The sequence below is a fragment of the Klebsiella sp. CD33 genome, from assembly GCF_051992865.1.
GTDB lineage: Bacteria > Pseudomonadota > Gammaproteobacteria > Enterobacterales > Enterobacteriaceae > Klebsiella > Klebsiella pneumoniae.
Genome location: NZ_CP197023.1, coordinates 2,476,658 through 2,497,025 on the forward strand (window position 1 = coordinate 2,476,658; position 20,368 = coordinate 2,497,025).

Below are 20,368 nucleotides of genomic sequence, written 5' to 3' on the forward strand. Positions count from 1 at the left end.
CGGATACAAATTTCCGTTTTACTGGTCACGTACTCTCTTGATGACGATAAAAGGTGAGAAAACGATGAACAGATTATCCCTGATCCGCTATACCAGCGCCGTGGCGCTGGGGTTATCCACCCTGTGGTCCGCCGCCGTTTGCGCCGCTGAAGACGCGGGGGCGTTCGACAAGATCCAGCAGATCCGCGCCGGCGACCTGAATATTGGCTACGTGGATATCGGCCCGCGCGACGGCCAGCCGGTGATCCTGCTGCACGGCTGGCCCTACGATATTCAGAGCTATGCCCAGGTGGCGCCGGCTCTAGCGCAGAAGGGTTACCGGGTGATCGTGCCGTATCTGCGTGGCTACGGCACGACCCGTTTCCTCTCCGCCAGCACGCCGCGTAACGGTCAGCCGTCGGCGATGGCGGCCGATATTGTCCATCTGATGGACGCCCTTAACATCAGGCAGGCGGATCTGGCCGGTTTTGACTGGGGCGCGCGCACGGCGGATATCGTCGCCGCGCTGTGGCCGCAGCGGGTGAAATCCCTGGTCTCGGTGAGCGGGTATCTGATCAGCAGTCAGCAGATTGGCGAAAAACCGCTGCCGCCGCAGGCTGAGCTGTCGTGGTGGTATCAATTCTATTTTGCCACCCCGCGTGGGGAGGCCGGTTACCGGCAAAACACCCACGACTTTGCGAAATTTATCTGGCATCAGGCGTCGCCGCAGTGGCAATTCAGCGACGCGACCTTTGCCAAAACCGCCCGGGCGCTGGATAACCCGGACCATGTGGCGATCACCATCAGCAACTACCGCTGGCGCCTGGGGCTGGAGAAAGGGGAAGCGAAGTATGCCGGCTATGAACAACGGCTGGCGGCGCTACCGCCGATAACCGTGCCCACCATCACCCTGGAAGGGGCGAATAACGGCGCGCCGCATCCGGCTCCCGCCAGCTACCGTGCCAAATTTACCGGTAAATATGAGCACCGGGATCTGCCGGGAGCGGTGGGCCATAACCCGCCGCAGGAGGATCCGACGGCGTTTGTGCAGGCGGTGGTGGACGCCGATCGTTTGTAACCCGCGCCTTGCCGGCGGCGCGACGTTGCGCTTCCGGCAACACGGCTTATGCTTGTGAAGAGTTTATTTTGCCGCAGGAGCAGCCTTTGGAGCGTATTGACCACATCCTGGTCGTCGACGACGACCGCGACATCCGGGAACTGATTGTCGACTATCTGGAAAAATCGGGATATCGCGCCAGCGGCGCGGCGAACGGCAAAGCCATGTGGTCGGTACTCAAAAACCATCAAATTGACCTGATTGTGCTGGATATTATGATGCCGGGCGAGGATGGCTTAACGCTCTGTCGCCAGCTGCGCGCCAACCCGCAGCAGGATATCCCGGTGCTGATGCTCACCGCCCGCACCGATGACAGCGACCGGATCCTCGGCCTGGAAATGGGGGCTGACGATTATCTGATTAAGCCCTTTGTGGCCCGCGAACTGCTGGCGCGCATCAAAGCCATTTTACGCCGCACCCGGGCGCTGCCGCCCAACCTGCAGATCACCGAGGCGGGCAGGCTGATCGCCTTTGGCGACTGGCTGCTCGACACTGCCGCTCGCCATTTGCTTGACGACAGCGGGGCGATTGTCGCCCTCAGCGGGGCGGAGTATCGGCTGCTGCGGGTGTTTCTCGACCATCCCCAGCGGGTGCTGAACCGCGATCAGCTGCTCAATCTGACCCAGGGACGCGACGCGGAACTGTTTGAGCGGTCGATTGACCTGCTGGTGAGCCGACTGCGCCAACGGCTACGGGAGGATGCCCGCGAGCCGGCCTACATTAAAACGGTGCGCAGCGAAGGCTATGTGCTGTCGGTGCCGGTCTCCATTCGCGAGAGGCATGAATGAGGTTCTGGCCCGCCTCGCTGCAGTCGAGGCTGATGGCGCTGCTGTTTCTGGCGCTGCTGCTGGCGAATACCTTAACCCTGTCGCTGCTGTTTTATGAGCGTATGAGCAGCGCTCGCAGCGTGATGCTGGGGAATCTGGCTTCCGATGTCGCCACCAGCGTGGCGATCCTTGACCGCCTGCCGGCCGCTGAGCGGCCACAATGGCTGCCGAAGCTGGCGCGCGGCAATTATCGCTATCTGCTGGACGCCGGGGAGCGCGGCGATTACCCGGACAGCTGGCGCGCCCGGGACGCAGCGCGCTCCCTGCAGGAGGCGCTGAGCGCGCAGTATCCGGTAAGTATTGTGGCGATCCCCGGCCCGCGGCAGCATATTCAGGCCCATATTACCCTTCACGACGGCGCGCCGTTGACCCTCGACCTGTGGCCGAAACTACCGGCCATCGCCCGCTGGCTGCCGGTGGTGCTGATCGCTCAGTTTGTCCTCCTGCTGGCCTGCGCCTGGTACGCGGTTCGCCAGGTATTGCTGCCCATCTCCCGCTTTACCCACGCGGTAAATGCCCTGGAGCCGGCCAGCGACACGGCGGGAACTATGGCCGAGCAGGGGCCGGAGGAGGTGCGTCGCGCCGCCCGCGCGTTTAACGCGATGCAGGCGCGCATCCACGATCATCTGCAGGAGCGAGCGCGGATCCTTGCCGCCATCTCCCACGATCTGCAAACCCCGATAACCCGAATGAAGCTGCGGGTGGAGATGGCCGACCAGCCGGAACTGCGCGATAAGCTACTGCAGGATCTCGACAATATGACCCGTCTGGTGCGGGAGGGCATCGCCTTCGCCCGCACCTCGCAGCCGCTGGAGGAGGCGCGACAGCGGCTGAATCTCGATGCGTTTCTCGACACCATCGTCTGCGATTATGCCGATGTCGGCCGGCCGGTCCAGTTTTGTCCCGAAGAGACCGCCGGGGTGGTGTGGATCCCGCCGCAGGCTCTGCGCCGGGTGATGACCAATCTTATCGATAACGCCTTGAAATTCGGTACGACGGCCACGGTAACCCTGACCCGTGACGCCGTGGGGGATATCACCCTTCATGTGCTGGATGAGGGGCCGGGGATCCCCGAGGCCGCGCTGCAGGCGGTGCTGCAGCCGTTTTATCGCCTGGAGGACTCGCGCAATCGCGATACCGGCGGCACCGGCCTGGGGCTGGCGATCGCCGCGCAGCTGGTCAGCCAGATGGACGGCGCGCTGCGCCTGGCCAACCGCCCGCAGGGCGGCCTGGACGCCAGCGTTCGCCTTGCCGCGGCGGGATTGTATCCTGTTGTATCTCCGGGAAAGACGGATAACTAAGCCGACAATTCTCCCCCTTTCCCGACACATTCGCCTTACATGGCCTTGCTGTAATGTCGTGGCTGCCACTCTCGGCAGCGACGGCATAATGAGGAGAAGGCGATGTCGATATTAATTGCATTTTTGGGCGGGATGTTAACTCTGCTGAGCCCCTGTACGCTGCCGGTGATCCCGCTGCTGTTCGCCAGCGTCCGGGGCCGCCGGGGGCAGCTGGCGATCATGCTGGCAGGAATGGCGCTGATGTTCGGCGCTGTCTCCTGGCTGGTGACGGTCGCCAGCGGCTGGGTGGTGAATCTGACCCTCGCAGGCCGCGGTCTGGCGCTGGCGTTCTTCGCCCTGGTCGGGTTGAGTCTGCTTTCGCAACGCGTCGCGCAACGGCTGACCTCACCCCTGGTAGCGTTGGGGAATCAGCTTAACGATGCCAGTTCACGCCAGCGCGGCTGGATCGGTTCTCTACTGGCCGGGCTGGCGGTGGGCCTGCTGTGGGCGCCGTGCGCCGGGCCGGTATTGGGAGCGATACTTAGCCTGGGCTTTGTGCATCCGGGGCAGGCGACTACCGGCGGCTTGCTGCTGGCCTACGGCAGCGGCGGGGCGCTGATGTTATTCCTGCTGGGGTGGTGCGGGGCGGCGTTGATCACCAGATTGCGTCGCGGACAGGCGTTCGGCGAACGGCTGCGCCGGTTGGCAGGGGGGGCAATGCTGGCCTCGGTGGCGCTGATCGCCAGCGGCGGCGATCGCTATCTGCAGAGCGCTGGTGGACTGAGCCAGGCGCTGGAGCAGCGGCTGGCCGCCCGTCTGCCGCAGCCGGAGCAAAAGACCAGCCTCCAGCCGATCGCCGCGCCGCAGCCCAGCAGCGCGATGCCCTCTCTGGCGGGGGGCAGCGCATGGATCAACAGCCCGGCGTTAACTCCGGAGCGTCTGAAGGGCAAAGTGGTGCTGGTGGATTTCTGGACCCGGGAGTGTATCAACTGTCAGCATACCCTGCCTTACGTGCGCGACTGGGCGAACAAATACCGCGCGGCAGGCCTGGTGGTGATTGGCGTTCATACCCCGGAATATCCCTGGGAGCGTTCGTTGCCCCTGCTGCGCCAGGCGGTGAAGGACTGGCGGATAACCTACCCGGTGGTGGCGGATAATGAGTACGCCATCTGGAACGCCTTCGGCAATCAGTACTGGCCGGCGCATTACATTTTCGACGCTCGCGGACAGCTGCGTTATACCGCATTCGGCGAAGGGGATTATGCCCGCCAGGAGCAGGTGATCCAGCAGCTGCTGCAGGAGAGCAAAGCCTGACCGCGGCGCAGGCGTCTGGCGGACGGATCCCTCCAGCCCTTATACCCGATGCCGGGCGGCGCTGCGCTTGCCCGGCCTACATGAGCGCGCAGGGAGAATGTAGGCCCGGTAATGCGGGCATTGAAGCGGGAGAGGCGCAGAATGCCCATTGCCGGTGACTGCCGGGCGGTTCCCTTCATCCCTTGTGCACATTGCCGGGCGGCGCTGCGCTTGCCCGGCCTACATCGTTACGGAGCCGCGTGTAGGCCCGGTAAGGCGTAGCCGCCACCGGGCATTGAAGCGGGAACGGCGCTGGGCTGGGCTGCGCTACGCTTGCCCGGGAGACAGAATGTGGAGAGGGGTAACATCTGCTGCCGAACGGTTCCCTCTCCCTTCAGGGAGAGGGTTAGGGTGAGGGTGAATGGAAATGGCGTGACAGTGTCACCTGTCGAGCCATCCCTGCAGGGCCTCGGTCATCAGTTCGCCGAGCAGCGCCACGGCGGCGGAATGGTGTTCCTCACGCGGGGTTTGTCGCAGGCTGACGGCCAGACTTCCTGGAGCTGGCAGGAGTCCTCCTGCGGGGCGCAGGTTGCCTGGCATGCCGATGCGGGTGCGTATCGTCAGGCCCAGCCCGGCCTGCACCGCCGCCCAAATGCCGCTCAGGCTGTGGCTGACGAACACCACCTGCCAGGGGATCCCCGCGGCATCGAGACAGGCAATGGCGCGGGAGCGCATCAGGCACGGGCTGTCGAACATCACCAGCGGCAGCGGCTCGCCGGAGACCAGCAGAGCGCGAATGTCCAGGTCAGGATGCGCAATCCACGCCAGCGGGCAGAGGCCCAGCCCGGGACCCTGATCTTCGGTTTGCCACAGCAGCGCCAGATCCAGCGCCTCTTCCGCCAGCGCCTGGCGCAGCGGACCATTGCGATCCACCCTGGCGACTATCCGCACCTGCGGATGATGCCGTTTAAATTGTCCAAGGATCTCCGGCATCAGCGATTCGCCAAAATCTTCCTGCATACCAAGGTGGATCTCGCCGGTGAGCCGCTCACCCTGCAGCGCGCGCAGGGTTTCATCATTGAGCGCCAGCAGGCGTCTGGCGTAGCTCATCAGCTTTTCGCCTTCCGCGGTGAGCACCAGATGGCGCCCCTGTTTGGTCACCAGCGCCGCACCGCACTGACTCTCCAGCTTTTTAAGCTGGGCGCTGACCGCGGAGGTGGAACGCGACAGGCGCAGCGCTGCCTGGGCGAAACTGCCGCACTCCATGCCGGTCACAAAGCTGCGCAGGGCGTCGAGATCCAGCCCTGGTAAGCGTTTCTCCATCATCATCCCCATTTTCAGGACGTTTATCCTGAACGTTGTTATTTTCGAGATAGTACTGTGGCATCGCGAGAGGCAGGGGTCAACGGGCCCTGCGAAGAGAGCATTAGCGGTGCGGAAAGAAATAAAAAAAGCCGATAAGGACATTATCGGCTTATTGCAGGCAAGGCTGGCAGCGGGGCGGCAGGCGCCGCCTCGCTAAGGCAGGTTATTGCGCCAGCAGTTCCTGAGCGGTGCGCTCCACCAGGTTCAGCAGAACCTTCACGTCATCCAGCGTCACCACCGGGTTCAGCAGGGTCAGCTTCAGGCAGGTAACGCCGTTGTGCTCGGTTACGCCGACGTTAGCGCGGCCGGAGGCCAGCAGGGCGTCGCCGACGCGCTGGTTGAGCAGCGCGATAGCCGCCGCGTCGCTCCCGGCCATCTGCGCCGGACGGGAACGGAACAGCACGCTCGCCAGCTGCGGCTGCATCACCAGCTCCAGCGTCGGCTGCGACTTCACGTACTCCGCCACGTTTTTCGCCATCGTGACGCCGTGATCGATGATCGCCGCATACTGTTTCTGGCCCAGCGCTTCCAGACCCATCCACAGCTTCAGCGCATCGAAGCGACGGGTGGTCTGCAGCGACTTAGACACCAGGTTCGGTACGCCGTGTTCTTCATCGAACTCGGAGTTCAGATAGGCCGCCTGATAACGCATCAGCTCGTAATGGCGCGCGTCCTTCAGCAGGAATGCGCCGCAGCTGATGGTCTGGAAGAACTGCTTATGGAAGTCCAGGGTAACGGAATCCACCAGCTCCAGACCGTCAAGGTAGTCGCGATACTGCTCAGACAGCAGCAGGGCGCCGCCCCAGGCTGCGTCAACGTGCAGCCAGATCTGATGTTCCGCAGCGATACCGGCGATGTCGCGCAGCGGGTCGATAGCGCCTGCGTCGGTGGTGCCGGCGGTGGCCACGATCGCCATGATCTGCTCGCCGTTAGCCTGCGCTTGCGCAATCTTCGCCTGCAGGTCGGACACGTCCATCCGCGCGAATTCGTCGGTTTTCACCAGCGTTACCGAGCGGTAGCCGAGGCCCATCAGCGCCATGTTCTTCTGCACCGAGAAGTGGGCGTTTTCCGAGCACAAGACTTTGTACTTGCGGATATCCCCCGGCAGCCCATCCTGCTGGATGGAGTGGCCCTGACGGGCGAAGAAGGCGTCGCGCGCCAGCATCAGGCCCATCAGGTTGCTCTGGGTGCCGCCGCTGGTGAAGACGCCGGCGTCGCCCGCCGGAAAACCGACCCGGGCGCGCAGCCATTCGATCAGCTTCATCTCGATAATGGTTGCCGACGGGCTCTGATCCCAGGAGTCCATGCTCTGGTTGGTGGCGTTAATCAGCACTTCCGCCGCCTGGCTAATCACCAGGCTCGGGCAGTGCAGGTGCGCCACGCACTGCGGGTGATGCACCGACAGGCTGTCTTTCAGGAAGTACTCGATCGCACGATCAATCGCCGCCTGGTTACCCAAACCCTGTTCGTTAAATTCTAGGGAGATACGCTCACGCAGCTCGTCAACGCTTTTCCCCTGATACATCTCAGGTTGCTTCAGCCACTGCACAACGGCCTGGCTGGTCTGCTCGATAACCTGCTGATAGGCTTCAACGCTCTGCGCTGAACCAGCAAGAATCGGATTCAATGTGGACATGGCGGTCACTTACTCCACTCAGACCGGTTTTACGCCGGCGGCCAGCAGGGCCTGTTCAAATTTGTCGAGGAACACGTCCAGCTCTGCGTCGCTGATCAGCAGGGACGGCAGCAGGCGCAGCACGCAGCCGTGACGACCGCCACGCTCGAGGATCAGGCCCGCTTCGAAGCATTTCTTCTGCAGCAGGGCAGAGAGTTCGCCGTCAGCCGGGTAGCAGCCCATGTGATCCTGCGCTTCGTTCGGCTTGACGATTTCGATACCGATCATCAGACCGAGACCGCGAACGTGGCCAATCACCGGGTAGCGTTTCTGCAGCTCGGCCAGTTTACCTTTCAGCCACTCGCCCTGGGCGGCGACTTTGTCGGCGATCTTGTTGTCGCGCAGATGACGCAGGGTGGTCAGGCCGGTGGCCATCGCCAGCTGGTTGCCGCGGAAGGTGCCGGTGTGGTGACCCGGTTCCCAGGCGTCGAACTGCTTTTTAATGCCCAGCACCGCCAGCGGCAGCCCGCCGCCAACCGCTTTCGACATCACGATGATGTCCGGCTGAATACCGGCGTGCTCGAAGGCGAAGAATTTACCGGTACGGGCAAAGCCGGCCTGCACTTCATCGACGATCAGCAGAATGCCGTGCTCTTCGGTCACTTTGCGGATGCGCTGCAGCCACTCGACCGGCGCCGGGTTCACACCGCCTTCGCCCTGAACGGCTTCAAGGATCACCGCCGCCGGTTTACGGACGCCGCTCTCCACGTCGTTGATCAGGTTTTCGAAGTAGTAGGTCAGGGCTTTCACGCCGGCTTCGCCGCCGATGCCCAGCGGGCAACGATACAGGTGCGGGTAAGGCATGAACTGGACTTCCGGCATCATGCCGTTAACCGCCGCTTTCGGCGACAGGTTGCCGGTGACGGACAGCGCGCCGTGGGTCATCCCGTGATAGCCGCCGGAGAAGCTGATCACCGCGGTACGACCGGTGTATTTTTTCGCCAGCTTCAGCGCGGCTTCCACGGCGTCAGCGCCGGACGGGCCGGTGAACTGCAGGCAATATTCTTTCCCTTCGCCCGGCAGGCAAGAGAGCAGGTATTCGGAGAAGCGATCTTTTAACGGGGTGGTAAGATCGAGAGTATGTAACGGCAAGCCGCTGGTAATGACACTTTGGATGCTCTGCAATACATCAGGGTGGTTGTGGCCCAGAGCGAGAGTACCGGCGCCCGCGAGGCAGTCCAGGTACTGTTTGTTATCCGCATCCGTCAGCCACACGCCTTCGGCTTTAGTGATAGCCAGCGGCAGCTTACGCGGGTAACTCCTGACATTCGATTCGAATTCGGCCTGACGGGCCAAAAAGGTTTCGTTGTTTGCGTCTAATAAATCGGCACGTAAAGTATCAATACGGACTTTATCCGTCATCATATCACTCCCACAACCAGCATTGCGGTTGAACGCTGGTTGAATAATTGGTGTAAGAAATTGAATTGGCATTCATAAAGCGCGCACAATATATGGCTTTTTAAATCCGCATTCAACGTTTTATTGATTGCGCTATTTTGACGTTATTCTTACCAGGGGCAAAATTAACGTAACTTGCTGAATTATAATAGAACAACGCTCTGTCACTATAACCCTTTAAAGTGTAATTATTAGTGAGAAAGTCTCTATATTTTTATTGCCGCTACGTTAAAGCGCTGACGGAATGCCTTCCGTCAGCGATAGCAAGACTCAATGCAGTTGCACCGCATAATTTGTTAAAGGTGTAACTTTTTTCACCAACTTATTGTTATATAAAAACTGTTCGTAAGTCTCGTAGCGCGCTTTATCCAGCGCTGCCGGATCGGTGGCGAACAGGGGCACGGTTTGCAACCACGCTTGGTGGTTGAGTTCGGTCCTAAGCTCCGGGTGGGCGGCGGCGAACGCCTCCCAGCTCTTCTGCGGATGGGCGCGCAGATAGCCCACTCCCGCCTGCAGGGCGGTGAGGAATTTACGGATCTTCGCCTCATGAATTGCGTCGCGATGGGCGACAATCACCAGCTCGTCATAGGCCGGCACGCCGTAATCTTCGACGTTCATCACCACCGGCGTTTTGCCCTGCAGCTTCAGCTCCTGCGCTTCTATATTACGATAGCCGCCGATAACCGCGTCCACCTGGCCGGCCAGCAGGGCGCTGGTCAGCTGGAAATTGACGTTCACCAGTTTGATGCTGGCCGGATCGATCCCCGCATGTTGCGCCATGGTCGCCAGGGTGGCCTGCTCAATGCCGCTGACCGAGTAGCCCACCTTCTTGCCTTGCAGATCTGCCGGGGTTTTGTTCTGCTTATCCAGGGCGATAACCGTATTCAGCGGCGAATTAATCAGAGTCCCTACACGCACCAGCGGTAACCCTTCGTCAGCAAAGAAGTGCACCTGCGGCTGGTAGGTGATGGCCAGATCCGCTTGACGGGCGGCCACCATGCGCGGAGGCAGCGCGGGATCGGAAGGAGGGACAATCCTGACGTCCAGCCCCTGGGCCTTAAAGGCGCCGATCTGCTCGGCTACCATAATCGGCGCATGGTCGGGATTAATGTACCAGTCCAGCACCAGCGTCAGCGGTTCATTGGCCAGCGCGTGGCCGCTGAACAGGGCGGTCAAGGTTGCCCCGGCGAATAGCGACTTTTTCATCTGTTTTCCTTTATTACGTCATTCTTATTCCGGCGACCAGTCGATCAGCCGGTGTAGCAGGGTATCTACCGCCAGCCACAGCAGGAGGGTCAGTAGTACTAAAATAAACAGCGCGGCGAAGCAGATATCGGTTTGCAGTCGCGCATTGGCATTGAGCATGACGTAGCCCAGCCCCTCGGCGGAGCCGACCCATTCGCCGATGATCGCGCCAATGGGCGCCACCGCCGCCGCCATGCGCAGGCCAGAGCCCAGCGCCGGCAGGGCGGCCATCAGGCGGACATGTCGCAGTTGAGCGCCGAAGGAGGCATTCATGCTGTGCGCCAGGTCGAGATACTCCTGGTTGACCCGCCGCAAGCCATCAAAGAAGGCGGAAGTCACCGGAAAGAAAATCACCAGCACCGCCATCGCCACTTTGGCGCTCATGCCAAAGCCCAGCCACAGCACCAGCAGCGGGGCGAGGGCAAAGACCGGGATCGCCTGACTGGTGAGCACCAGCGGCATCAGCCAGCGCTGCAGACGGGGGGAGAGGATCATGCCCAGCGCCAGGGTGACGCCGAGCGTCACGCCCAGCGCCAGGCCGCTCAGGATCTCACTGAGCGTGATAAGCGTATGCCAGCCGAGATAGGCGCGATTAACCCATAGCGCCTCGGCGACCGCCATCGGGGACGGTAAAAGAAAATGGGGAATGCCGCTGCGGCTGGCCAGACCCCAGAGGAGCATCAGCCCGCCGAATACCATGCCGCCGCGCCAGAGACGTCCAGTCATGGTTGGGCCCTCATCAGCTGCTGCAGCAGGGCGGCCTGGCCGATCAGGAGATCGGGCGCGTCCGGCGCGCGCGGAGGTGTGCCGGCGAGGTGATGGCTATCATCAATGTCGCCGTCGGCCGCCGAGAGGACCAGCAGGCGGTGGCTCAACCGGCAGGCCTCCTGCGGATCGTGGGTGATAAGCACCACCGTGCGACCGGCCAGCAGGGTGGCCGCCAGGGTCTGAATGCGCGTACGGGTGAGGGTATCCAGCGCCGAGAAAGGCTCATCCATCAGCACGATGGGGCGATCCTCATACAGCGTGCGCGCCAGCGCGGCGCGCTGACGCATGCCGCCGGAGAGAGTCGCCGGGCGGGCGTCGGCGCAGGATGAAAGCTCAACCTGTTCAAGCAGGGCGGCGACCCGGGCACGATCGACTTTTTCACCGCGCAGCCGCGCGCCGAGGGCGACGTTGTCCCTAACGCTCAGCCAGGGGTAGAGCAGATCTTTCTGCCCCATCCACGCCAGACGGCCCTGAATCGGTTGCCCATCGCTGGCGACCACTTCTCCGCGGGTGGCGGGCGCCAGACCGGCCATCACCCGCAGCAGGCTGGTTTTGCCGGCGCCGCTGGCGCCGAGCAGCGACACCCACTGCCCGCCGGGGACCGTAAACGACAGGTTGTCGAACAGCCGACGGTCGCCGACATGCAGGCTCAGGCCACGGACCTCAATACCCGGCGCCGTCACGCCCGAGTCTCCGCCGCGGCGTTGAGGCCCATCTGCCAGAACTGCGCCTCAAGGCGGGTGGCGGTGGTGAAAATCTCGCTCAGCTCAGTGATTCGCGCCTCGCTCCCGCGCTGCTGCCACACCGTTTCCAACAGCGCCAGCGCGGCGCTGACGCCCTGCAGATAGCCTTCATCGCCATAGTTGCGGATCCATGAGGCGTAGGGGTTATCGTCCAGTCGGGTGGCGGGATGCTGCAGCAGGCCGAGACCGATTTCGGCGTAGCCCGCGACGCAGGGCATCAGGGCGACCAGCAGATCCAGCGCGTCACCCGAGTGGCCAATATCCAGCACATAGCGGGTATAGTTGAGAGTTTCGGGGGCTTCAGGTTGGGCGGCCATCTCCGGTTCGCTAATCCCCCACTGGGCACAGTAGCCGACGTGCAGCGGCAGTTCGTTGAGGATGGCATTCATCGAGGCGGCCGCGGCCCGCATCTCCGGCAGCGTGCGCAGTTTACTCACCAGCAGCGCGTAGCTGCGGGCAAAGTGAATCAGAAACAGATAATCCTGGGTCAGATAGCGACGAAAGGCGTTTTCCGCCAGCGTCCCAGAGGCAAGTTGCTGGACGAAAGGATGCGCCACATAGCGCTGCCAGTCAGCGGCGGCCAGCTGGCGTAAACGGCCGTAAAGACCTTGGCTAAAAGCGGGAACGATCACAGGACCTCCATTTATTCAGGGGAGATCCGGGCGTGCAGGGGTGTGAACAGGCAATGGCGGTAATGCTGGCAAAATTGCCGACCCGTCCCTTCGCTGGCATGACCCAGATCAGGTTCAAAGGGTTCGGCTTGCGCCATCTCAGCCCTCACGGGACACCCCTCGGTAGCGCTATGTTATACGACATTCACCTTTTGAATACAATCACCGCGCCACCTTGCCGCAGGATGATGGTAATAGGGGGATAGCCAGCGCTTTTCCGCGCAAGAACTACTAACCACCGGGCCGCGACGAACGGAAGAGCGGCTTTTACGCGCGCAATAGTTTCGTTGTCGGCGCTGAATACCGTTTTTAACTAAAACCGCAGGCGCTATCTGCCGGTAAGATGCGCGCACTTTTATTGCTGTGGAGAGGCTGTTGATGCGTAAAGCCTTCTGGCTATTATTGGCGCTGGCGCTGCCGGCGCTGGCGCAGGATCCGGTGCTACCCGCCGTGACGGCGATCCATACGGCGCCCACCCTCGGTGAGCTGCCGCCGCCGGAGTCGCTGCGACCGTGCTGCGCTTTTGGTTACGACCTGCACGTGCGCGCGGCGGGCATTCCGATCCCGATGTACCAGATCGGTAATGTGTTGACTCTGGGTACGCTGGGTAAGCACCATTACAACGACAGCGCGTTCGGTGCGGTGAAAAATCTGCTGGGGCTCAGCGAGGAGCAGAACGGGCTTATCTATACCCGCCGCGGCGGGTTTATTGATATCGCCCATGTGCGCGATACGGCGGACAACACCTTTTATCTGTTCAATCGTATTGCGCCGACGCTGGGCCAGGCGGGGCGGATCTTCTACAGTGAAGAACTGGGCGTGCGCCGCGTGCAGCTGAATACCTTTACGCCGCCGGCGGGCGTCAGGCAGCGCTATCAGCTGGCGGCCTGGCTCGCCGGGCATCTGGCCTTCGAAATCGCCCAGTGGCATGAGATCGCCCAGTGGTATGGCTTCCAGTCGGTCCCCGGGTTTTCCGAAGAGATTTCCGCTTTTTCGCCCGAGGATCTCTACTCCAATTTACTGGGCGCGAGGCTGGCGATTAATGTCATCCTCAGCGGCCACGGCGGTTCGCTGGAGGATTATAACCAGGCCATGGATTCGGCGCTGAAACAAGTGCTGACCCGGCTGCTGGTGGCGACGCGCGGAGAGACGGAAGCGATGTTTCAGCAGATCGACGGCGACTGGTGGAACAGTCACCGGCGGGTGCCGGATAAGTTTCTGGTACTGAAGCGTAACTACGATCTACAGGAAAACCGGCTGCCGACGCCGGTCCCATTCGAAACCATGCCGCCGTATCGCCTGACCATGCCGGAGCAGGTCGGGGGATTCCGCTTACGCGACCTCGGCGAACTGCAGATCTATCCAGGGCACGATATGCAGGCGCTGCCGGTTCCCGCGCAATACTATGGCGCCGGAGCGTTCCAGGGGCTGGCGGATCGCGCCCATGAGGCGGATAAAACCCAGCTGGCGCGGACAGAAAAATAGCCGTAAAGGCTCAGGACGAACGCCCTGAGCCGGCGAGTTAGCGGAAGTCGACCCAGCAGGCGCCGTTGTCGGCAGAACGCACGCAGTTTTCCACCCAGCGGACGCCGAACGCCCCGGCGCGGGCGTCCGGGTACCAGAAGTCGGCCAGCAGCGCCTCGTCGCGACGGTCGGCGGCATCCATGGCGATGGCGAAGCGGCGATAGAGATTCGACCATGCCTCAAACAGGCCCTCGGGATGGCCGCCGCCGATGCGATCATCCTGACGCGCCAGCGGATCGAGATAGTCCATACCGCGCTCGAGGATGCGCACGGGTTCGCCCTGGATTTCGTAGCGTAGCTGGTTGGGCTGTTCATCCCACCATTCGAGACTGGCTTTTTCACCGATGATTCGCACCTTTTGCCCGTGCATCGAACCGCAGTTGACGGCGGAGCTCCACAGTGAGCCGATGGCCCCGTTGTCATACTCCATCAGTACATGGGCGTTATCTTCCAGCGGCGCGCGGCTTTTGACGAAGCTTTGTCTGGCGCACATCAGCCGGGTGATCTTCAGCTGCGGGGCCATGGTTTCGACCAGAAACAGCGGATGGGTGGCCAGGTCGCCCAGCACATAGCTGGGGCCGACGAAGCGGGGATCGACCCGCCAGCGGGTACTGGCGTTTTCCTGTTCCACCGGCTGGGCGTGAAAACCGTGGGCAAACTGCATATTAACGATACGGATATCGCCCAGCAGCCCGTCGGCGATCATCTGCCGGGCCTGCAGGATCAGCTGGTGGCCGGCATAGCCGTAGGTCACCCCGATGATCTTGCGCCGCCGCTGGCTGAGCGCCACCAGCTCGTCAGCTTCCTCGCTGCTGAAGCACAGCGGCTTTTCGCACACCACGTGCAGCCCGGCCTCCAGCGCGGCCCGGCAGATGGCATAGTGGGTGTTATTTGGCGTGGCAACTGACACCGCCTGAATGCCGTCAGGCCGGGCAGCCTCGCCGCGGAACAGGCTTTGATAGTCGGCGTAACAGCGGTCGGGATCCACCCCCAGCCGTTGGCCGAACTGGCGTCCGCGCTCGGCATCAATATCAAAGGCGCCGGCCAGCAGCGTGAAGGTGTTATCGCGCAGCGCTGCAGAACGGTGAATATAGCCGATCTGGCTGCCGCCGCCGCCGCCGACCATGCCCCAGCGCAGGGTGCGGTCGAGAGGTTTTAAACCGTTAATCATGTCGTGCCTCCTGTCAGAATCCGACGTCGCGCAGATAGCGCAGACTTTCCGTGACCGCCTGCAGGCTGCCTGCGGCATGGCGCGGGTCGCGCTCTTGTTCAATGGTTATCCAGCCCTGATACCCCCGGCGGGCAAGAAAGTCTTTGATAGCCGGATAGTCAATGGCGCCGCTGCCGAGCGGGCACATCACCCCTTCGGCGCAGGCAGTGAAGAAGTCGATACCCTCATGGATAGCGCGCTGATAAACCTGCGGGTCGACATCCTTGAAGTGCAGATAGTCCAGGCGGTGGTAATAGCGATCCAGCCAGTCGAGCGGATCCATCCCGGCGTAATAGAGATGTCCGGTGTCCAGACACAACCCGGCGACGTCGTGCGGGATATCGTTGGCCAGCCGCTCGATCTCATCCGCGAATTCAATGCTGCCCCCGGCGTGCGGATGGATAACCGCCCGCACACCGTACTCCTGCCAGGCGAGGGTGCTAAGGGCGATAATGTGCTCCATCATGCGCTGCCAGTCTTTGTCATTGAGGCGCGGAGCCAGCGCGCCGCGCCCGGCAAAGCGCGCCCGTTCGGGGTTGCCGAAGTCGATAATCACCAGATAGGGCGGCTGGAAAGGGCGGCCCGGGATCGGCTCGGCAGCGGCTACCTGCGACAGATTGCGGCAGATTTGATGGGTCAGCGCCACCAGGGTGGGGAAATGGGCCTCGCTCACCAGATCGTCAAAGATCGTGCCGGCGACCAGCGACAGCTGATGCTGCTCCAGCGCCGCGCGCAGGCTGGCCGGATCGGTGGGGAGATAACCCCAGGGGCCGAGCTCAATGCTGCGATAGCCAGCCTGCGCCGCCTCCTTCAGTACGGTAGCCCAGGCAGGGAGGTTAGGGTTTTTCGGGTCATCGACGCCCCAGCTGCAGGGGGCGTTAGCGATAGGATGTATCATGTCGGCTTCCTTTTTCATACAAGGGATGCCGCTGAGTATTGAATAAAGATTTCATTATCAACAATGATGGAACTTTGATTTTATGATAATCATCATGATTTTAATTGATGGATTTTTTGATAATTTTTTATCAAATCGAGAGGTGGCGCGGTCCGCCCGATAACCGTCTCCGCTGGAGACGGAGCCGGAAATTTACATATTTTCTTTGGTGATGATATCGAAAGGCTGAGGGAGTGAAATCACCTCGCTATGGGGGCGTGAAGCGGCGTCCGCCATGGCGCGCAGCGTAACGGCGGCAAACTCATCCAGCCGGTGGTTAAGCATGATGTCGATGGTGCCATCGATCAGGGCCAGTTCACTGTCGCTGAGCGGACCGTGGCAGACCAGAGCGATCTCCTGCTGACGGCCGCTGTCGCGCAGCGCGTCGACGATCCCTTCGACGCCGCCGCAGGGGGCGTAGATCGCCTGCAGGGCCGGGTACTGAGTCAGCATCTGTTCCGTCACGGTCCTGGCGATATCCGCCCGCTCATGACTGCGAACCGGCTCAAGGATCTGTTGCCCCTTGCCCTGTTCTCGCAGGCAGGAGCGAAAGCTGATCTCACAGCTTTCCTGGCAGGTAAAACGATTATCGCCAATGATAATGCCAATTTCGCCATTCCCCCGGCATAAGCGCTCGATAAACCAGGCGGCGGTGCGCCCGGCTTTATGATTATCGAGGCCGATATACCCGCTGCGCTGGGGGACCGATAGATCGGAAAGCAGGGTGAACACGCGCACGCCGCGGGCGGCGGCCCGGGCCACCGCGTGGCGAATCAGCGGGTGATCCAGCGCCACCAGGCCGAGCACCTCCACTTCATCGCTGAGTCGGTGAATGGCCTGAGCCATCGCTTCCACCGCATCGATGGCAAAATGCAGTATCACCGGCGCCTGGCCCGCCGGTAGCCATGGGGCAGCCTCGCGCGTCAGCGCCCGGGCCAACGGCAGGTAGAAGGAGTGGCTCTCCTGCAGCAGGATAAAGCCCATTCTGATCGTGACCGGCGCTTTGCCGGCAGCCAGGCGATAGTGGGGCTGCTCGAGGGTAAAACCCAGCCGGCGGGCGGCCTCCAGCACGCGCCGCGCCGTGGACTCTTTCACCGCCGCGCGCTTATTGAGCACCCGGTCAACGGTGGCTACGCCGACGCGCGCTTCACGCGCAATGTCGGCAAGGGTGATTTTAGTGGCGATTTTTTTCAAGGTAATTGTCGCTATGAATGAGCGTAATGATAGAAACTATCACGGTTAGCCTGGGCAGAAAAGCGACTCTCTGCCCGCCCTGGCCTATGCCGCTGCGCCTGCCGGGTAACCCCTGTTGGCGATGCACACTCTGTGATCAAAAGCGACTACCCGTTCTGGCATTGCTGCTATGCTGTTGAAATAAAATTATTATTAAAGGCAGCATCGCTTCTGTTGGTTAAACTGCGCGCAAAGTCACCCTCAGAGGGCTTTACTGGGCGCATAACCGACTATACTTGGCGCGCTCGCGCGTAATTGCGGTTTCTCGGTGTCTATTTTGCTTTCACTTTAAACCAGCGTTGGGGCTGCACAGCGTTAAGTGCCGTTCCGCGCCGGCAGTGGGTCGGTTTGGGGCCTGTATGTTATTAAAAGAGCTGGCTGTTTTTGAGGTCTTAAGCACCCCGATATGGGTAGTTCATCCTTTTAACGAAAGGGTGGTCTATGCCAATCAGGCTTCCCGGACATTGAGCGGCGAGATGTCGCTCAATGAGATGCGTAACGGTATTTATTCCACCTGTCCGGAAACGCAACTGCAGCACTACCTTCGCTATCTCGACACCATGAGCGAGATATTCGAAGTCTGGACGTTACCCACCGCCAATGGGTTGCAGTCGGTGTATTGCAAAACCACCCTGATTGATACCGAAGACTGTGGTTGCTTGCTGCTGTTTGAAGCCGTGAAGCTGCTGGCGCAAAATCAGTCGATTCATACCGGCTCCCGCCGCTACCAGCGGCGTAACAATGGCTTTTTCGCTCGCTTTTTTATGACCAATACCGCGCCGATGCTGTTGATCGACCCTCATAAAGATGGCCGGATTGTCGATGCCAATATTGCCGCGCTACGTTTTTATCATTATTCCGATGAGGAAATGCGCACCAAACATACCTGGCAAATAAATACCCTGGGCCGGGACGTTATCCCCATTATGAATAATATTGCCAGTCTGCCTGGCGGTCATAAACCGCTTAATTTTACGCATATTCTGGCTGACGGCTCGCTACGCCATGTCCAAACTTATGCCGGGCCGGTGGTGCTGTATAATATTCGACTGATGCTATGCATCATTCACGATATCACCGAAGAAGTGCATCTGAAAAAAGAGCTGGAATTTTCCGCCGCCCACGATCCGTTAACCGGCTTGCTTAATCGCCGGGAGTTTCACCGTCTGGTTGAGGCGCCAACTTTTATCCCCCGGGGTTATTGTCTGCTGTTAATCGATATCGATCATTTCAAGAGCATTAATGATATTCACGGCCATCAAAAAGGCGATGAGGTCCTGCTGGTGCTCTCTCGTATTCTGGAAACGTCGGTCGACCGCGAAGATAAAATTTATCGCTGGGGTGGAGAAGAGTTTCTGCTTTTTTTGCCCCATTCGCCGATCGGCCGCGCGCTGATACTGGCGGAGGGGATCCGCCAGGCGGTTAGCGAATACCAGACGCTGTCGGTGACCGTCAGCATCGGCGTAGCTGAACATCATGACGGCGAAACGGTTGAACAACTGTTTTCCCGCGTCGATAAAGCGCTGTATGCGGCAAAAAATGATGGGCGTAATCGGGTGACGCGCATGCCTTTTGACAGCTCTGAGCGACGGCGCAGTAGAGATGGCGCCGCCTGAATAAGCCCCCGCCTGTAGTGGTTAGCCTGCGTTAAGGTGGCAAACAAGGTATGGTGCGTTTTCTCGTTCTTTTCAGGAAGTGGGACTGGCTGAGGGGTCAGTCCTGACACCACACCCGCTCGCCATTCACCCACGTCTCGCTGATATTGCGTTCATCACCCAGGGTCATCAGCACGAACAGCTGCTCATAAATGTCATGGCAGCGGCCTATGCGCAGGCGCTGCAGCGGGGTGACCGCCGGGTCAATCACCACAAAATCCGCCTCTTTGCCCGGCTGGAAATTGCCAATTTTCTCCTCCAGCCGCAGGGCGCGCGCCCCGCCGAGGGTGGCGTGATAGAAGGCCTCGCTGGCGCGCAGGCGATAGCTCTGCAGTTGTCCTACCTTGTAGGCCTCGCCCAGCGTCCGCAGCATGCTGAAGGTGGTCCCGGCTCCGACGTCGCTGCCGATGCCCATCCGCACCTGGTGCTGCCAGCAGGCGGGCAGGCGGAACAGCCCGCTGCCGAGAAACAGATTCGACGTCGGGCAGAAGGCGACGGCGGACCCGGTGTCATGCAGGCACTGCCACTCGGCATCATCGAGATGGATCCCGTGAGCGAAGACGCTGCGTTCGCCAGTGAGCTGATAGTGATGATAGACATCCAGATAGCGCGCATGCTCAGGCCACAGCTGTTTAACCCAGGCGATCTCCTCCCGGTTTTCACTGAGATGCGTCTGCAGCCAGGTGTCGGGAAACTCGGCCCGCAGGCGCTGCACCGCCTCCAGCAACCCCGGGGTCGAGGTGGGGGCAAAGCGCGGGGTGATGGCATAGCCCAGCCTGCCGCGCTGATGCCAGCGGCGGATCAACGCCCGGGTCTGCTCGTAGCTCTCCCCGGCGGTTTCGCACAGGTAGTCGGGCACATGGCGATCCATCATCACTTTCCCGGCGATCAGGCGCATATTGAGGCGCAGCGCTTCGCTGAATAACGCCTCCACCGATGCCGGATGCAGGGTACAAAACACCAGCGCGGTGGTGGTGCCATGGCTTATCAGCTGATTTACAAAAAACTGCGCTATCTCCTGGGCATACTCCGCATCGGCAAACTGGCTCTCCACCGGGAAGGTGTAGGTGGTGAGCCACTCCAGCAGCTGTTCGCCAAAGGCGCCGATCATCTCGGTCTGCGGATAGTGAACGTGGGCATCAACGAACCCCGGCAGCAGCAGCTTACCCCTCAGATCGACATAGCCCTTCAGGGGATGCAGAAAGGCTTCCCCCTCCTGCCATGGCAGCAGGGCGATAATTTTCCCCTCCTGCAGGAACAACAAGCCATCATCGAGATAGCGGGCCTGGGCGGCCACCTCATCCGGGGTCTCCGCCACGCCGGCGATATCAAAAAATGCACCGCGCACCGCGGTCTGGTAATCCATCATCGAACCTGCCTTCTCTTAACGCTCTGGGAATAGTGATAAACAGCAAGATTGGTGCCAGTTTGCAGCCTGCCGCGGC

Annotated in this window: 17 protein-coding genes, 1 pseudogene and 1 riboswitch; of the genes and pseudogenes, 7 read left to right on the plus strand and 11 right to left on the minus strand. The window is 61.1% G+C overall.

Annotated features, from left to right (window positions below; translation table 11 throughout):
* Positions 1–64 precede the first annotated feature (64 nt).
* The 4 genes from ACR809_RS12325 to ACR809_RS12340 all read left to right on the plus strand — a co-directional run bounded on the left by ACR809_RS12325 (position 65) and on the right by ACR809_RS12340 (position 4,517).
* The gene (locus ACR809_RS12325; protein WP_004180015.1) at positions 65–1,057 is read left to right on the plus strand and encodes an alpha/beta fold hydrolase; all 993 of its coding nucleotides are present in this window, start codon (positions 65–67) and stop codon (positions 1,055–1,057) included.
* Positions 1,058–1,143: 86 nt separating this feature from the next.
* The gene (locus ACR809_RS12330; RefSeq protein ID WP_004180014.1) at positions 1,144–1,884 is read left to right on the plus strand and encodes a response regulator; all 741 of its coding nucleotides are present in this window, start codon (positions 1,144–1,146) and stop codon (positions 1,882–1,884) included.
* Positions 1,881–3,224, plus strand: a complete 1,344-nt coding sequence (locus ACR809_RS12335) for an ATP-binding protein (protein ID WP_122051288.1) — start codon at positions 1,881–1,883, stop codon at positions 3,222–3,224. The genes ACR809_RS12330 and ACR809_RS12335 overlap by 4 nt, the downstream gene beginning before the upstream one ends.
* 102 nt (positions 3,225–3,326) lie before the next feature.
* Positions 3,327–4,517 carry a cytochrome c biogenesis protein/redoxin gene (locus ACR809_RS12340; protein WP_023158305.1) on the plus strand — a complete coding sequence of 397 codons (1,191 nt, stop codon included), beginning with the start codon at positions 3,327–3,329 and terminating at the stop codon, positions 4,515–4,517.
* A gap of 420 nt (positions 4,518–4,937) precedes the next feature.
* On the opposite strand, the gene ACR809_RS12345 is transcribed toward ACR809_RS12340, so the two are convergent.
* From ACR809_RS12345 to tenA, 7 genes are all read right to left on the minus strand, one after another.
* The gene (locus ACR809_RS12345) at positions 4,938–5,831 is read right to left on the minus strand and encodes a LysR substrate-binding domain-containing protein (RefSeq protein ID WP_073900532.1); all 894 of its coding nucleotides are present in this window, start codon (positions 5,829–5,831) and stop codon (positions 4,938–4,940) included.
* 193 nt (positions 5,832–6,024) lie between these two features.
* On the minus strand, positions 6,025–7,506 hold the full coding sequence (locus ACR809_RS12350; RefSeq protein WP_004217942.1) for a pyridoxal phosphate-dependent decarboxylase family protein: 1,482 nt from the start codon (positions 7,504–7,506) through the stop codon (positions 6,025–6,027).
* Between the two features lie 9 nt (positions 7,507–7,515).
* Positions 7,516–8,901: a diaminobutyrate--2-oxoglutarate transaminase gene (locus ACR809_RS12355; protein WP_002905540.1), complete on the minus strand. Its 1,386-nt coding sequence runs from the start codon at positions 8,899–8,901 to the stop codon at positions 7,516–7,518.
* Positions 8,902–9,207: 306 nt separating this feature from the next.
* The gene (locus tag ACR809_RS12360; protein WP_117076599.1) at positions 9,208–10,143 is read right to left on the minus strand and encodes an ABC transporter substrate-binding protein; all 936 of its coding nucleotides are present in this window, start codon (positions 10,141–10,143) and stop codon (positions 9,208–9,210) included.
* Between the two features lie 24 nt (positions 10,144–10,167).
* Positions 10,168–10,908, minus strand: coding sequence for an ABC transporter permease (locus tag ACR809_RS12365; protein ID WP_040250481.1), 741 nt, complete (start codon positions 10,906–10,908; stop codon positions 10,168–10,170).
* Positions 10,905–11,633, minus strand: coding sequence for an ABC transporter ATP-binding protein (locus ACR809_RS12370; protein ID WP_004180001.1), 729 nt, complete (start codon positions 11,631–11,633; stop codon positions 10,905–10,907). Before ACR809_RS12370 ends, ACR809_RS12365 begins: the two co-directional genes overlap by 4 nt.
* Positions 11,630–12,325, minus strand: coding sequence for a thiaminase II (tenA, locus tag ACR809_RS12375; RefSeq protein WP_004189951.1), 696 nt, complete (start codon positions 12,323–12,325; stop codon positions 11,630–11,632). Before tenA ends, ACR809_RS12370 begins: the two co-directional genes overlap by 4 nt.
* A gap of 68 nt (positions 12,326–12,393) precedes the next feature.
* A riboswitch (TPP riboswitch) is annotated at positions 12,394–12,495 on the minus strand.
* Here tenA and ACR809_RS12380 point away from each other — a divergent pair.
* Together ACR809_RS12380 and ACR809_RS12385 are read left to right on the plus strand one after the other, a co-directional pair.
* Positions 12,496–12,677 (plus strand): annotated as a pseudogene (locus ACR809_RS12380) (hypothetical protein).
* Positions 12,678–12,742: 65 nt separating this feature from the next.
* Positions 12,743–13,849, plus strand: coding sequence for a DUF4056 domain-containing protein (locus ACR809_RS12385; RefSeq protein ID WP_122051289.1), 1,107 nt, complete (start codon positions 12,743–12,745; stop codon positions 13,847–13,849).
* Positions 13,850–13,886: 37 nt separating this feature from the next.
* Here the strand turns inward: ACR809_RS12385 and ACR809_RS12390 are convergent, their stop codons facing one another.
* The 3 genes from ACR809_RS12390 to ACR809_RS12400 all read right to left on the minus strand — a co-directional run bounded on the left by ACR809_RS12390 (position 13,887) and on the right by ACR809_RS12400 (position 17,229).
* The gene (locus ACR809_RS12390) at positions 13,887–15,059 is read right to left on the minus strand and encodes a Gfo/Idh/MocA family protein (RefSeq protein WP_064278750.1); all 1,173 of its coding nucleotides are present in this window, start codon (positions 15,057–15,059) and stop codon (positions 13,887–13,889) included.
* 13 nt (positions 15,060–15,072) lie between these two features.
* Complete coding sequence (locus tag ACR809_RS12395; RefSeq protein WP_004176088.1) at positions 15,073–15,996, minus strand: TIM barrel protein; 924 nt, start codon at positions 15,994–15,996, stop codon at positions 15,073–15,075.
* 192 nt (positions 15,997–16,188) lie between these two features.
* Entirely contained in the window at positions 16,189–17,229 is a 1,041-nt protein-coding gene (locus ACR809_RS12400; RefSeq protein WP_004148452.1) for a LacI family DNA-binding transcriptional regulator, read from the minus strand.
* Positions 17,230–17,627: 398 nt separating this feature from the next.
* On the opposite strand from ACR809_RS12400, the gene ACR809_RS12405 reads away from it, so the two are divergent.
* Entirely contained in the window at positions 17,628–18,884 is a 1,257-nt protein-coding gene (locus tag ACR809_RS12405; protein WP_004169988.1) for a sensor domain-containing diguanylate cyclase, read from the plus strand.
* Between the two features lie 97 nt (positions 18,885–18,981).
* Here ACR809_RS12405 and guaD read toward each other — a convergent pair whose 3' ends face one another.
* Positions 18,982–20,292, minus strand: a complete 1,311-nt coding sequence (guaD, locus tag ACR809_RS12410; RefSeq protein WP_004184146.1) for a guanine deaminase — start codon at positions 20,290–20,292, stop codon at positions 18,982–18,984.
* Positions 20,293–20,368 lie beyond the last annotated feature (76 nt).

Coding starts and splice junctions, on each gene's coding strand:
- ACR809_RS12335 (WP_122051288.1), top strand. CDS start 1,881: ATGAGGTTCTGGCCCGCCTCGCTGCAGTCGAGGCTGATGGCGCTGCTG.
- ACR809_RS12340 (WP_023158305.1), top strand. CDS start 3,327: ATGTCGATATTAATTGCATTTTTGGGCGGGATGTTAACTCTGCTGAGC.
- ACR809_RS12355 (WP_002905540.1), bottom strand. CDS start 8,901: ATGATGACGGATAAAGTCCGTATTGATACTTTACGTGCCGATTTATTA.
- ACR809_RS12365 (WP_040250481.1), bottom strand. CDS start 10,908: ATGACTGGACGTCTCTGGCGCGGCGGCATGGTATTCGGCGGGCTGATG.
- ACR809_RS12405 (WP_004169988.1), top strand. CDS start 17,628: ATGTTATTAAAAGAGCTGGCTGTTTTTGAGGTCTTAAGCACCCCGATA.
- ACR809_RS12390 (WP_064278750.1), bottom strand. CDS start 15,059: ATGATTAACGGTTTAAAACCTCTCGACCGCACCCTGCGCTGGGGCATG.
- guaD (WP_004184146.1), bottom strand. CDS start 20,292: ATGATGGATTACCAGACCGCGGTGCGCGGTGCATTTTTTGATATCGCC.
- ACR809_RS12385 (WP_122051289.1), top strand. CDS start 12,743: ATGCGTAAAGCCTTCTGGCTATTATTGGCGCTGGCGCTGCCGGCGCTG.
- ACR809_RS12325 (WP_004180015.1), top strand. CDS start 65: ATGAACAGATTATCCCTGATCCGCTATACCAGCGCCGTGGCGCTGGGG.
- ACR809_RS12360 (WP_117076599.1), bottom strand. CDS start 10,143: ATGAAAAAGTCGCTATTCGCCGGGGCAACCTTGACCGCCCTGTTCAGC.
- ACR809_RS12345 (WP_073900532.1), bottom strand. CDS start 5,831: ATGGGGATGATGATGGAGAAACGCTTACCAGGGCTGGATCTCGACGCC.
- ACR809_RS12395 (WP_004176088.1), bottom strand. CDS start 15,996: ATGATACATCCTATCGCTAACGCCCCCTGCAGCTGGGGCGTCGATGAC.